Here is a 14,484-nt window from a genome sequence, read left to right on the forward strand (position 1 = left end):
TTGTGGCTCGTTTTTTCATTAAAAAAATAAAAAACTGAGGCTATCTCAGTTTTCTATTCTGAGACAGCCCCTTTTTATTTATTTTAAATTATATTTCAAAGTGCTTATTGTTATTTAAATATAGCCTTATTATTAAATATTGGTGATTAAAATCTAAATAAACCTTTAATTTATTTTAAAATTAAGATATTATAAAACGTATAACATCTTAATATATTACAATATAATAAACAATGTTATTATATAATATATTAAGGGGTAAGATATTCTTATACATTATCCACATATTTTAATAAATTTTATGAACAACTGTTGATAAAAAATAACGTTCAATTGTGGAAAAGAGGCAAATAATATGATTTATGAAGGAAAAACAGAAATAGCAAAGTTTATTAACAGACCTCATAGATTTGGTGCTTATGTAAATTTAAGAGGAGAAGAATTATATGTATATGTGCCTAATACAGGTAGATGTAGAGAAATACTGATTCCTGGTTGTAATGTCGTACTAGAAAGAGCAGTGAACCCTGACAGAAAAACAAAATATAGCTTGATAGCTGGATATAAAGGTAATAAATTAATTAATATTGATTCACAAGTCCCAAATAAAGTAGTAGATGAAGCTTTAAAAAATAAAAGAATTGAAAAGCTATTAAAATATAAGACAATTAAAAGGGAAAAAACTTTCGGTAAAAGTAGATTTGACTTTAAGTTATCTACAGAAGAAGAACATTATTTTCTTGAAATAAAAGGAGTAACATTAGAAAATGAAGGTATATGTATGTTTCCAGATGCGCCTACAGAACGAGGGGCAAGACATTTATTGGAACTCATTGATGTTAAAAAAGAAGGAATGGGGGCAGGAGTATTATTTTTGATCCAATTAGATGATGCTAAAACTTTTTCTCCTAATTATAAGATGGATAAAAAATTTGGAGATGCACTTAGGCTCGCTAGATTAAATGATGTAGATGTTTTTTGTTATGATTGTAATGTTTGTGAAAATTCGATACAATTGAATAAAGAAATAAAAGTTGTATTATGAAAATTAGGGAGTTATATATGAAATATAAGTATTGTCCTATATGTGGAAACAAGTTAGAATTGATAAATAGTTGGGATGAAGGTATGGTACCATACTGCCCGATAGATAAAGAAATATTTTTTGATTTACCTAAACCTTGTGTTGTAGTTGCTATAATAAAGGAAGATAAAGTACTTCTTATGAAGCAACCATACATATATAAAAATTCAAAAGTACTTCCTTCTGGATATGTATCGGTAGGGGAAAATATTGAGGAAACAGTTGTAAGAGAGGTTAAAGAAGAGACTAACTTAGATATCCACAATATTGTATATTTAGGAAGTGATATGGTTGAAAAAAAGGAATTATTAATGATTACTTTTATGGCGGATTATTTAGCTGGAAATATAAAAAAATCAGATGAAGTTTATTGGGTTGGTTGGTGTGATATAGATTCTGCTTTAGATGAAATGAAAGAAGATAATATAGGAAAAAAAGTGATGAAGAAAGTAATAGACAGATTAAAATAAATTGAATTTCATCTCCATCATATGGCAATAATATGGTTGAGGTGATTTTTTATGATTAGAAAAAGAAAGATAGAAAGTACTATAGTTGGTTGTGGTAAAAATGAGGATGAGAAATTAGCAATTAGAGATGCTATAAGTTATATTCCTATGGATAGCTTTGTAAATAGTAATGATATTGTTGTTATAACAGCGAATATGGTAAATAAAAATCCTCCAGAACAAGGTTCTGTAGTAGGACAGCAATCTTTAAGGGAAGTAATTAAATTATTCAAGGAAAAAAAGCCAAAAAGGATAATTGTTGCTGCTGGTTCAGGTGGAGTTAATACTTCAACAGTACTTAAAAAAACAGGCTATGAACAGATAATTAATGAAGAAAAAGTTGAATTTATTGATTTGAATTTTGGACCATTTGTAGATATAAACCTTAAGGGAAATTTGATAAAGAGTACAAAAATTAATGAGATTATTAATGAGGCAACTATAATTGTTTCTTTCACACAATTAAAAACTCATGAGGAAGCAACAATGTCAGCATGTATTAAAAATATTGCACTTTCTTGGCCACCAGCGGAAATTCATGGATATCCCAAAAAAAATCTAGGAATACATGACGACCTTCATGATTTTATAATTTCTATGGCTAGAGAAATTCCTATTGATTTATCAATACTCAGTTTAAGTCCTATAATGATTGGAACTGGTCCATCAAAAGGTATAGCTAAAAACACAAATTATGTACTAGCAAGTATGGATGCTGTAGCGATAGATACAATAGGTGCAAGAGTGATGGGATATAGGCCACAAGCAATAAATTATCTTTTTAGATGTGCTAAAGAAGAATTAGGGCAATCAATAATTGAAAATATTGATTTAAAAGGAGTAAAATTAGTAGAATTAGAAAAAGAAGTTTCTAAAATAGCTTATGGTCAAGAATTTTCTATAGATGAGTAAATAATAATAAAAGGTTGGGGAAAAAAATGATAGTAGCAGAGAATTGTAAAAGGTGTGACCTATTTAAAAACAAGCAATGTAATGGAGATGCAACTGATTGTATGTGTAGAAATTGTCCTAGAAATCTAGGAGAATGTTTGATTACTAAATATTGTAGAGAGACTGAATCAGTTTTAGAATTTGATTACTATGGTGATGATTTATCTATGTGATTATTAATAATTAGAAAAAACTAGTATATTTTTATATAGTTTAGAGAAACTAATAGTATAATTTTTGGAGGTGTACTATGGTTTCAAAAGATGTAAAAAAAATAGTAGCTGAAATTTGTTCAGGATATACTCCAGAATCAATACTTAACCTTTTTAGTATGGCAGATTTATCTCCATCATGTGATAATTGCAAGAATTTTGTAGATGGGGAATGTACTAAGGAATTATTCCATAAGATTAAGGATACAATAAGTATGAATTAAAAAAATAGGAGGTATATTATGGCTACTTATCAGCAATTATTGGCAGTTGCAAAGGAATGTCCTGGGTATGAAATGAAAACGCAAGGATTTATATCTAGAGCAAATTCAAATGTTCAAACTAGTTGTGAAAATTGTAAAAACTTCGTTGACGATAAATGTAAAGCTGGTTTATTTGATGAAGTACTATCAGAGTTAGATGAAAAATAGAAAAAACCTGCACAAATGCAGGTTTTTTTATTGAATAAATAAAATAAAAATTATTAGGATAAATTTTAATAACAATAATATAAATTATGAATATACTAATATTAAGGATAAAAAGTATCCCAAAATATTTTTAAAGACCAAGTATTTATATCTTTTTTTATGGTAATTGAATCGAAAATATAAATTTCATAAAAAAATATATAAAGTTGATAAAGATAAGTTTATTAAGGTGACCGGCAAAGCTTAAGATGAAGTAAATTTATTCTATGCTTGTTCTTTTTATTAGTTAAAAAAAATTAAATGTGCGGCTGATCTTTTTACTAAATAGGAAAGTATGATGTATACTTTCCTATTTTTGTTCTTATGAATATTAAATTATTAGGATATATTTTATTTAAAGCGATTAAATAGTTCAAAACTTTATTATTAATCTTTATGCAAATAATATAATAGAACTGAATAAAGTTTGATATAATATAAGTAAGTATTATAAAACATATAATATTAGACACAGGGAAATGTATTATAATATGAGATAGTATATGAATTTATGAGACTAAGGAGAATATCAATGGAAGTTTGGCTGCAAAGAACGGTAGCACTTATAGGAGAAGAAAAAGTAAATTTACTTAGCGAAAAAAAAGTTGTTATATTAGGAATCGGTGGTGTTGGAAGTTTTACTTGTGAGTCAATAGCAAGAGCAGGAATAGGTAATATTGTATTAGTTGATAAAGATATTATAGATATTACTAATATAAACAGACAGATTATTGCAACCAGTAAAACAGTAGGTAAATCGAAAGTAGAGACTATGAAAGAAAGAATTCTTGACATTAATCCAAAATGTAATGTTGAAATACATAAAGTTTTTATTGAAAAAAGTAATTTCAGTGAAATAATAAAAGGTAAGGTGGATTATGTTATAGATGCTATAGATACAATTACATCAAAAATAGAACTTGCTGTATGGTGTGATAATAATAATATAAAACTTATAAGTAGTATGGGTACGGGAAATAAATTAGATCCTACTAAATTTAAGGTCGATGATATATATAAAACAAAGACATGTCCTCTCGCTAAAGTAATGAGAAGAGAATTAAAAAAAAGACAAATAAAGAAATTAAAAGTTGTTTTTTCAGAAGAACAGCCATTAAAACCTAATTTTAAGGAAGAAGAACTTAGTGATTATAATATACGGAAAAAATCTACTCCAGCATCTATATCTTTTGTACCTTCTGTAGCAGGGTTAATAATTGCAGGTGAAGTAATAAAAGATTTAATAGAAATGTCTTAGTAGAGATATAGTATAAGAATCAAGGAGAGAAGACAATGATAGCCGAAAAAGAATTAAAGATTAAAATTGATAAGATAAGAGAGAATGAATATATAATTAAAGATAATATGGGGATAACTATTGGGCAGTTTTTTGTTTTAGAATTAAGTAAGGAAAATAAATTTTCTCTCTTAAGAGTTAAGTTCTATAAAGATGACAAAAAATATGTACATGAATTTAAAAAAGCACTTCAAATTTTTATTGAATCACTATATCAAAATAAAAACATTGAAAAAATAACTATTATTGCAAGCTTATATATTAATATTGATATTTTTGCAGAACTTGGTTTTAATTTAGAAGGTATAGCAGGAAATTCTATTAGTACGGAAAATGGAAAAGAAGATGAAATAATTTTAGGATTAGATTATGACAACTATAAGGTTGGAGATTGTATAAATGTTTTTAGATTAAAAGGTGAAAATGTTGAGTTAAAAGTACTTACACCTGAGGATGCAGAGGATATGCTGCGATATTATACTAGAAATAGAAAATTTTTAGAACCTTATGAACCAGTACGTGAAGAAGATTTTTATACATATGAATATCAGAAAAGGACATTAGTAGAAGGATATAAACAATTCATAAATAATACAAGTATCGCTTTTGGTATTTATAAAAACAGACAGCTTATTGGGAAAATAAGAATATCTAACATAGTACTTGGATCATTTAAAAATGCATTTATTGGATATTCTATCGACGAAAAAGAACAGGGTAATGGATATATGAAAGAAGCTGTAAGTTTAACACTGGATTATTCATTTAATGATATTGAGCTTCATAGAATAGAAGCCACTACATTGATAGATAATATTAAATCACAGAGAGTTTTAAAAGCTTGTGGATTTGAAGAGGTAGGTATAAGTAAAAAATATTTATATATTAATGGCAAATGGCAAGACCATAAAATATTTTATAAAGTTTGTGATTAAAGCAAAAAATTTTTATTAATTCAAGAAAAATGGTTTTCTAATTAAATTATAATAATATTGGCATTTAAGTAGATATTATTCTTAATTGAATCAAAACATTACATATGGTATTCTTTGAACAATACAAAAAAATATTAAGTATAAAAACTTCACTATATAGTGAGGTTTTTATTTTTCATTTTAAGGGGGCTAGAAAATGAAAGTTTCAGAAGCTATAATTAGATGTTTGGAAGAGGAAAAAATTAAAAATATTTTTGGTTATCCAGGAGCTGCTGTACTAGATATATATGAGGATTTAAGAAAATCAAAAATAGAACATATTTTAACTAAGCATGAGCAAGCAGCAGGACACTGTGCAAGTGGTTATTCAAGGTCCGCTTGTGAAGTAGGAGTGTGTATAGCTACATCAGGACCAGGTGCTACAAATTTAATTACTGCAATAGCAACAGCTTACATGGATTCAATTCCAATGGTAATAATAACGGGGCAAGTGAAAACATCAAATATTGGTAAAGATTCATTTCAAGAAGCTGATATTTTTGGTGCTACGGAATCTTTTACTAAACATAATTATTTAGTAAAAGATAAAGAAGAAATTCCACGCGTATTTAAGGAAGCTTTTTATATAGCAAAAACAGGTAGACCGGGACCAGTACTAATAGATATACCGCTTGATATACAAAAGATGCAAATTGATTTTGTATATCCAAAGGAAATAAATATAAGAGGATACAAACCTACAGTAAATGGTAATAAAAGGCAAATAATAAGGGCAATTGAAAGAATCAAAAAAAGTAAAAAACCAATCATATGTGTAGGCGGTGGAATTTTTCTTTCAAATGCAGAGAAGGAATTTAGAGAATTTGTAGATAAAACAGGTATTCCTGTTGTCCATACATTAATGGGCAAAGGTTGTATACCAGACACAAATGAAAGTTATATAGGATTAATAGGCAGTCATGGCACTAAAATAGCTAATAAATCAATGAGTGAATCAGATTTAGTAATTATTATAGGCGCGAGAGTGGGAGATAGAGCAGTAACGTCCATAGAAGACATAAACAAGAGCAAAGATATAATTCACATAGATATAGACCCAGCGGAGCTTGGTAAAAATTTAGAATTTAGTATCCCTATAGTTGGAGATGCTAAAGAAGTTATAAGAGATATTAACAAGGAAATAGATAGCATAAATATTGAAGATTGGTTAGCAGCGATAAAGTTAAACAAAAATAATATTAATAAACAGATAGAATTAAATGAAAAAAAGAGTATAAAAGGAAAAGAAGGAGTAAACCCTAAAGAAGTTTTAAAAAAACTTTCAAAATATATTCCGAAAGATACCATAATTACAGCAGATGTAGGACAAAATCAAATTTGGGCCGCTAGGAATATAGATATGAAAGAAGATATGAAGTTTTTAACATCAGGTGGTTTAGGAACCATGGGATATAGCATACCAGCAGCAATTGGAGCTAAGTTAGCAAATAGTAATAAAATGGTAATATCGATATTTGGGGATGGTAGTTTTCAAATGAGCTTAGCAGAGTTAGGTACCATTTTAGAATATGATATTGATATAAAAATGATTTTATTTAATAACACAGGTTTAGGAATGGTAAGAGAGATACAAAACAAAATGTTTAATGATAATTATGGAGTAAATGTTAAAAATATGCCAAATTTTATCAAGTTAGTAGAAGCCTATGGAATAGAAACTTTAAAAGTTACAGAAAGTGATAAGGTAGATGAATCTCTTGAAAGAATTATTAATTCAAAAGGGGCTATATTTGTTGAATATAAAGTAGATAGGGGAGTAAGTACACTTTAGGGGGCAATTTATATGAAAAAGTATATTATTAGTGTATTAGTTGAAAACTATTCAGGTGTTTTAAGTAAAATATCAGGATTGTTTAGTAGAAGAGGCTATAATATTGAAAGTTTAACTGTTGGAGTTACCGAAGATAATAACTTATCTAGAATGACTATATGTCTTTTAGGTGATGAAAAATCTCTAGAGCAGATTATTAAACAACTTAATAAATTAATTTTTGTAATAAAGGTAAAAAAGGTAGAAGAAAAAGAATGTGTTTTTAGAGAAATACTATTAATTAAAGTACATGCAACTATAAATAATAGGACCTATATATTACAAAATGTTGATGTTTTTAGAGCAAATGTAGTTGATATGGATAGTGAAAGTATGACTATAGAAATAACTGGTGATGAAGGTAAAATAGAGGCTTTCATAAATTTAATGAGACCATATGGTATCAAAGAAATTGTGAGAACAGGTCTATGTGCTATTGAAAGAGGAAATAGAACTATTTAAATGCGCTTATAGGTGCATTTTTTTTATTTTGATGGTAGAATTTATATTGAGAGGTAAATTAAAGTTTGATTAATTTTGTAATCTATTTTGTAATTATACTAATTTAGGGAGGCTAATATGAGTAAAATAAAAATAGGGTTAGTAATTCTTTTAGGAATTATAATGCTTACTGCCTGTGGAAGTAATAATGGAATAAATGAAACAAAAAATGTGGTTAGTGTAAATGGAAACACAGAAAATCAGGATAATAGTTTAAAAGAAACAGAAAATATAGAAGAAGAAAAAGAATCACAAGAAGAAGTAGAACAAAAAAAGATAGAAGAACAACAGAAATTAGAAGAAGAAGCAAAAGCAGAAGCTGAAGCAGAAGCAAAAGCAAAGGCAAAAGCAGAAGCAAAGGCAGAAGAAGAAGCAAAAGCAGAAGCTGAAGCTGAAGCACAAGCAGAAGCGGAAGCAAAAGCAAATGAAGCAGAAGCAGTAAATGTAAATACACAACTTAATGAAATGGTAGTATCAAGTATTGATTATAAATTGGAAAATAATATTATAGTATTAGATCCAGGCCATGCAACTAAAGCAGATTTATCAGAAGAACCAATAGGACCAGGTGCTAGTACTACAAAATATAAACAAACAGGTGGAGCTTATGGTGCATTTACAAAGACACCAGAATATGTGGTTAATATGCAAGTAGCTCAAAAATTAAAAGGCTATCTTGAGCAAAAGGGATTTACTGTAATTATGACTAAAACAGAAAATAGTACAGTAATGGCTAATTCAGAAAGAGCTAAGATAGGAAATAACGCAGAAGCGGCTTTAGTTATTAGAATTCATGCAGATGGTTCAAATGATCAATCAGTTAAAGGTGCATCCATGTTAATACCATCTAACAATCAATATTGTTCAAGTTTTTATGGTGAGAGTAAGGCCTATGGTAAATTTCTTTTAGATGCTATGTGCAGTCAAGTAGGGATAAAAAACAGAGGATTGATTGAAAGAGATGATATTTCTGGATTTAACTGGTCTACAGTACCTGTTGTGCTAGTTGAAATGGGATTTATGTCTAACAAAGAAGAAGATAATCTTCTAAAAAGTGATGAGTATCAAGATAAGATTGCAAGAGCTTTAGCTAACGGGGTTGAGGCAATTGGAGTAAAGTAATTCAGCTTATATAAAGTCAAATATCGGGGGTAGTTATGGAGACTAAAAGACTACTGGAAGAACTTACATCGGGATATGCACCTAGTGGTAGAGAATATTTTATGTATCCAACAATAAAAAATCTATTTCAAAAATTTGGAGAAGTAACAATTGATGATATGAATAATATAATAATTCATAAAGAGGGCAAGAATAAGGGTAAAATTATGCTTATGGCTCATCTAGATGAAATATTTATGTTAGTTACAGAGATTTGCCATGGTGGATTTATAAAATTTAAATCTATTGGAATCGATAATAAAGCTATAGTTTGTAATGAAGTAGTAATACATGGGAAACAAAAAATTTCCGGGGTAATAGGAGTAAATTATTTTGACAAGGAAAGTAAAGAAGGAAAATTTGATATAAATTCTTTGGTTATAGATACAGGATTTGAAAAAGAACAATTAATGAAATTTGTTAAAGTAGGAGATTTTATTACATTAAAAGGAGATTTCGTAGAGTTATTTAATAATAATGTAGCAAGTAAGAGCATAGATGACCGTGCAGGTATTGTAACTATGTACAAGTGTGCAGAGCAATTACAACAAAAAGAAATAGATATGGATATTTATTATGTATGTTCCTGTCAAGAAGAGGTAGGACATAGAGGAGCTAAAATGGCTTCATATAATATAAATCCTGATATTGGCATAGCTATTGATACTACATTTGACAGTGGATTACTAGGAGATAAAGAAAGAGAAAATATAATAGGAAATGGACCTGCTATTTGTATAGGTCCTAATATTCACCCTAAACTTAGTGAAACAATAATTGAAATAGCAAAGAATAATAAGATTTCATATCAAGTTGAAATTGAACCTGGAAACACAGGTACAGATGCATGGGATATACAAATAACAAAAGAAGGTATACCTACACTTTTAATATCATTACCAATAAAACATATGCATACAGCAGTAGAACTTATTAATACTCAGGATATTGAAAATACTGGATTATTAATTTCTAAATTAATTGAATATCTAGATTCAAAGAATTTGGAGGACATATTATGTTTTTAAAAGAATTAGATAGGGCTTCTTCACCATCAGGTTATGAAGGTCAGGTAAGGAAATTAGTTAAAAATGAAGCAGCTAAATATTGTGATGATTTAGTAGTAGATAGAATGGGTAATATTATTGCCCATAAAAAGGGTGAAGGAATAAAAATTGCTTTGACTACTAATATTGATGAAATAGGATTTATAATAAATACAATTAATGAGGATGGTACTTTAAAGTTTTTTACTTTGGGAAATATAGATAAGAGGGTTATACCAGGTAAAAAAATTTTTATAGGAAAAAATAAAATACCTGGAATAATAGGTATTAAACCAATACATTTGCAGACAAAAGAAGAGAGAGGTAAAATATATCCTATTGAAGAACTATTCATAGATATAGGAACATATAGTAAAAAACAAACTGAAAAAATTATTTCTGTAGGAGATTACGCGGTTTTTGCTACAAATTATAATTTATTTGGTGATAAGCTTATAAAAGGTAAGGCTGTAGGAAATAGAATTGGATGTTCTATTTTATTAGACATTTTAAAAGAAAATTATCATTGTGATCTATATGGTATTTTTAATACACAGGGTGAAGTTGGAATGAGAGGCGCATTTACTTCTAGCTATAAAATAAAACCTGATATAGTAATTTCTATAGGACCAATATGGAGTAATGATATTCCGGGTGTTAATAGTGATAATTATGTAAGTGAATTAAAAAAGGGTCCTACATTAATTGTTATTGATAGTTATGATATTTATGACATTGAAACTATTGAAATTTTAAAAACACTTTCAGAAAAAAATAATATTAATATTCAGTCAATAAGTGAAAGAGATGAAAAATTATATCCAAATACCTTTGCAGTAAGCGGTAGAGGATGTAGAACAGTAAAAATAGGAATTCCATGTAGATATTTAAATTCCCCTAATAGTATATGTAGTTATGATGATTATGAAAATACAGTAATACTTTTAAAAGAATACTTAAGAATAATGTAAAAAGGAAGGAATATTATGATTGATCTATTAAACAGATTAGTTAAAGAGTTTGGGGTAAGTACTAAAGAACAAAACATTAAAAATATTATAAAGAATGAAATAGAAGATATACTTAAAGAAAGTTCAATTAAGTGGTGGATTAAAGAAGATATAACAGATAATCTTATACTAAAGATAGGAAAGGGTAGCAGAAAAATAATGCTAACTACTCATATGGATAGTATAGGCCTCATGATAACAAGCATAGATGAAGGTGGATTTGCTAAAGTAATGCCAATTGGTAATTATAAAGTACAGAGTTATATAGGTGAAATAATTGAGTTTGAGAATAATATAATAGGAAGAATATGTTCAGTTAAAGAAAATCCAACATCAAAAGATTTATTTGTTGATTTTGTCATATCTACGAAAGAAGAACTTGAAAAATATATTAGACCAGGTTCAATAGGTAAAATAAATGGAACTGTATATAATAAAAATGAAAGAATTCTTTCTCCAAACTTATCTTCTAGAACTGGTGTATTAGTTTTCCTGGAAATAATTAAAGATTTATCGCAAAATATAGACTTTTGTAATGAAATTTATTTTGTTTTCTCTAGTAGAAAGCAGCTTGCTTCATCTGGTGCTAGGACAGCGGCTTTTGATATAATGCCACATGGATGTATTGTACTAGATACTATAGAAGCAGATGATTATTTAGGTGGCGAAGGAAAAGTGAAATTGGGACGTGGACCTGTAGTTTCTATATATGATAGGAGTTTAATAATACATCATGAAATTAAAGAAACTTTAGATGAAATTTCTGAAAATAAAAAAGTTAAAATTCAATATAATATAGGAATTGATACTAATGAAGGTGGAATTATTCATAAAGAGGCCGGAGGAATAAAGACTGGCCTTATAGCAATACCTTGTAGATACAGTAATACAAGCAAAGAAATATGTAATTTAAATGATATAATGAGTACAATAACAATTTTAAGTGAGTTCTTAGTAAAATATTAGCAATGTAAAATTTTATATAGAAAAAAGATGTTTTAGATTAACTAAAGCATCTTTTTTGAAAATAAACATAAATCAGTATTGTAGATTAGCTAATATGGTTATAAGACTATTGAATCTAGTTTTTTCTTTAACTTTTTCCAATCAGCCCTATATTTAGTTTCAAATTCTTCATTACGATTATAGGTTAAAGAGGAAGGATGATACATGGGAAAGATATCTAAATTATATTTTTCACTAAAAATAATATTTCCGTGGCAATTTCCTATAGCTTTATATGAGGTGAATCTTCTTAATGGAATATTTCCTAGAGTTATAATTATTCTAGGATTTACTAGTCTTATTTCTTCATCAAGAACTTCTCTAAACAAATCAATTTCTTTAGCTTTAGGGGTTCTATTACTTATAGTTGATTTTCCGTTTTGATTAAATTTGATTTTAATAGGTCTAAAAAAACAAGTATTAGTAATTCTTACGTCATTTCTTTCTAATTGAGCGATTTCTAAATATTTATCAAGAGTTTTGCCAGCTTTTCCAACAAAAGGTCTTCCTAATTCAACTTCTGTCTTACCAGGAGCTTCACCTACTATCAATATAGGACAAGGAATTGGACCATTTCCAAATACATAGCCACTAGTACTATCATTTGAATAACTATTGCATATTTTTTTGATATTATTATGAATTTCTAGTAAATTTGACATTACAATTCCCCCAAAAGAGCATAAATTTATGTTTTTTTTATTTATAATATAACATAATAGTAAATAGCATGAAAGTATAGTAAAATTATTAATATATAATTTTTTATAATATTAATTTATAGGGTGATAACTATAAATTATTTAAGGAAGTGGTGAATTGAGATTAAAAAAATACATAGTGATAATTAGTTTACTTATGTGTGTATTAATTTTTTCAGCATGTAAAGATGATGAACTAATAGAAAAGACAATAGTAGAGAATAAACAGGAATTTTCTATGGATAATATTAATGAAATACTTGTAAGTTGTAATGATATAGATATAAATGTTATTTCAAAGGATATTGAAACAATTGACGTAGAGCTTTATGGAAGTGTTCTATATCATGATAATAAAGAAGATAGGGTAGAGGCAAAAATAATTTCGAATATAGAAAATGGTGAAATGTTGTTAGAAGTAAATAATGAAAAATTAAATAGTTCACAAAATGAGTTAACATTATCAATAACTATACCAAATGATTATAATGAAGATATATCTATTAATTCATATGATTCTAAGATACAAATTATAGGTGTAAATTTAAAGGTACTTGAATTAAGTAGTATTAAATCAAATATAGACTTAGAAGATGCTATTGTGAAGTTTATTAGGGGTGTATATAATGAAGTAAAATTAAATGGAAATAATGTTGATACAGTAAGTACAAGCTTTGATTATACTTCTGGTGAGTTAAATCTGAAAAAATTTGCGGGAAATATTGAAGTTTTTTCAGGTTTATGTGATATGAATATTAGTTATAAACGAACTGATGGTAATACTATAAATATGATTACTGAAGAGGGTAATCTTGATATTTATTTACCACAAGATTCAGGCTTATATATTGATTCAAGAGTAATAGATGGTTATGTTAAGAGTGACTTTTTACTTCCCATAAGTGAAATACCTGTTGAAGAAGGCCTTGTAGGACAGTATAAAGATGGAGAAAATAAAGTAACAATGAAAACTAATAAAGGAAATATTAAAATAATGAAGAATTAGTTGAGAATTTACAAAGATGAAATACTTTTTTAATTTAAAGATAGTGTGAAGAGTGAAGAGAAGGAAGATTTTATTCCTTCGTCATAAAATCTTTGAATTTATTAAAGATTAGAGAACTTTTCACCTTTGGTGAAAAGGGGAAAGATAAAAGATAAAAGATAAAAGATAAAAGATGAAAGATAAAAGATAAAAGATGAAAGATGAAAGATGAAAGATAAAAGAGGAAATAAGTGTGCAATACAAATGTGTTGTATTAGTGAACTATTCTTTTCTTATTCTATTGTTGTTCTATAGCATAGATGTATGAAGTTTACTGAAATTTAGAATATTGTACAGACTTTAAAATATAATAAAATTTAATTAAAGCTTTTTTTTAGAATAAAAAGAATTATCTGAAGCCGTGGACTATTATCTAAAGCATTTTGTAATATTTATGTATAAATTTATATCAATGCTTGCTAAAAATATACGTTAGTATGTAAACTAGTATAATTTTTTTATGGCAAAAAACATTTAAAAGGCTGTACTTTGGAATGTAAATTGAATATTATAAGGAAAACTAATCGTGGTGTGTCAATATAATTAATATGTAGATATATAGAGTAATATGTAGAATGTATGGAATAATTTCAGTAGAGAGCTAATTATTGAAAGACAAGGCTATTTATATTTGATATTATATACGAGTCGCCGAAATACTTCGGTCCGGCAGCAAGAAATTATTAA

At 27.5% G+C, this 14,484-nt stretch carries 16 protein-coding genes; 15 read left to right on the top strand and 1 reads right to left on the bottom strand.

Annotation, left to right across the window (positions count from 1 at the left end; translation table 11 throughout):
• The first annotated feature begins 355 nt into the window (after positions 1-355).
• The 14 genes from sfsA to ACVHXK_RS17815 all read left to right on the top strand — a co-directional run bounded on the left by sfsA (position 356) and on the right by ACVHXK_RS17815 (position 12,012).
• Positions 356-1,045, top strand: a complete 690-nt coding sequence (sfsA, locus tag ACVHXK_RS17750) for a DNA/RNA nuclease SfsA (RefSeq protein ID WP_461207746.1) — start codon at positions 356-358, stop codon at positions 1,043-1,045.
• Between the two features lie 17 nt (positions 1,046-1,062).
• Positions 1,063-1,554, top strand: a complete 492-nt coding sequence (locus ACVHXK_RS17755; RefSeq protein WP_461207747.1) for an NAD(+) diphosphatase — start codon at positions 1,063-1,065, stop codon at positions 1,552-1,554.
• A 51-nt stretch (positions 1,555-1,605) separates the two neighbouring features.
• Positions 1,606-2,505: a DUF362 domain-containing protein gene (locus ACVHXK_RS17760; protein ID WP_461207748.1), complete on the top strand. Its 900-nt coding sequence runs from the start codon at positions 1,606-1,608 to the stop codon at positions 2,503-2,505.
• Between the two features lie 26 nt (positions 2,506-2,531).
• A complete protein-coding gene (locus ACVHXK_RS17765; RefSeq protein ID WP_461207749.1) occupies positions 2,532-2,717 on the top strand; it encodes a hypothetical protein in 186 nt (61 codons plus the stop codon).
• A 77-nt stretch (positions 2,718-2,794) separates the two neighbouring features.
• Positions 2,795-2,980, top strand: a complete 186-nt coding sequence (locus ACVHXK_RS17770; protein WP_461207750.1) for a hypothetical protein — start codon at positions 2,795-2,797, stop codon at positions 2,978-2,980.
• Positions 2,981-2,998: 18 nt separating this feature from the next.
• Entirely contained in the window at positions 2,999-3,187 is a 189-nt protein-coding gene (locus tag ACVHXK_RS17775; protein ID WP_461207751.1) for a hypothetical protein, read from the top strand.
• 571 nt (positions 3,188-3,758) lie between these two features.
• Entirely contained in the window at positions 3,759-4,484 is a 726-nt protein-coding gene (locus tag ACVHXK_RS17780; protein WP_461207752.1) for a tRNA threonylcarbamoyladenosine dehydratase, read from the top strand.
• A 35-nt stretch (positions 4,485-4,519) separates the two neighbouring features.
• Positions 4,520-5,458: a GNAT family N-acetyltransferase gene (locus ACVHXK_RS17785; protein ID WP_461207753.1), complete on the top strand. Its 939-nt coding sequence runs from the start codon at positions 4,520-4,522 to the stop codon at positions 5,456-5,458.
• Positions 5,459-5,654: 196 nt separating this feature from the next.
• Positions 5,655-7,289 (top strand): biosynthetic-type acetolactate synthase large subunit, encoded by a 1,635-nt coding sequence (gene ilvB / locus ACVHXK_RS17790; protein WP_461207754.1) that lies wholly within the window; start codon positions 5,655-5,657, stop codon positions 7,287-7,289.
• A 12-nt stretch (positions 7,290-7,301) separates the two neighbouring features.
• A complete protein-coding gene (ilvN, locus tag ACVHXK_RS17795; RefSeq protein ID WP_461207755.1) occupies positions 7,302-7,790 on the top strand; it encodes an acetolactate synthase small subunit in 489 nt (162 codons plus the stop codon).
• 117 nt (positions 7,791-7,907) lie between these two features.
• Positions 7,908-8,951 carry an N-acetylmuramoyl-L-alanine amidase family protein gene (locus ACVHXK_RS17800; RefSeq protein WP_461207756.1) on the top strand — a complete coding sequence of 348 codons (1,044 nt, stop codon included), beginning with the start codon at positions 7,908-7,910 and terminating at the stop codon, positions 8,949-8,951.
• Positions 8,952-8,986: 35 nt separating this feature from the next.
• A complete protein-coding gene (locus tag ACVHXK_RS17805) occupies positions 8,987-10,018 on the top strand; it encodes a zinc-binding metallopeptidase family protein (RefSeq protein ID WP_461207757.1) in 1,032 nt (343 codons plus the stop codon).
• Complete coding sequence (locus ACVHXK_RS17810) at positions 10,009-11,007, top strand: M42 family metallopeptidase (RefSeq protein ID WP_461207758.1); 999 nt, start codon at positions 10,009-10,011, stop codon at positions 11,005-11,007. Before ACVHXK_RS17805 ends, ACVHXK_RS17810 begins: the two co-directional genes overlap by 10 nt.
• A gap of 15 nt (positions 11,008-11,022) precedes the next feature.
• The gene (locus ACVHXK_RS17815; protein WP_461207759.1) at positions 11,023-12,012 is read left to right on the top strand and encodes a zinc-binding metallopeptidase family protein; all 990 of its coding nucleotides are present in this window, start codon (positions 11,023-11,025) and stop codon (positions 12,010-12,012) included.
• 98 nt (positions 12,013-12,110) lie between these two features.
• Here the strand turns inward: ACVHXK_RS17815 and ACVHXK_RS17820 are convergent, their stop codons facing one another.
• On the bottom strand, positions 12,111-12,713 hold the full coding sequence (locus ACVHXK_RS17820; RefSeq protein WP_461207760.1) for a uracil-DNA glycosylase: 603 nt from the start codon (positions 12,711-12,713) through the stop codon (positions 12,111-12,113).
• A gap of 157 nt (positions 12,714-12,870) precedes the next feature.
• Between ACVHXK_RS17820 and ACVHXK_RS17825 the strand changes: the two genes are divergently transcribed.
• The gene (locus ACVHXK_RS17825) at positions 12,871-13,758 is read left to right on the top strand and encodes a DUF4097 family beta strand repeat-containing protein (RefSeq protein WP_461207761.1); all 888 of its coding nucleotides are present in this window, start codon (positions 12,871-12,873) and stop codon (positions 13,756-13,758) included.
• Positions 13,759-14,484: the final 726 nt, after the last annotated feature.

Source organism: Clostridium sp. DL1XJH146 (assembly GCF_054819755.1).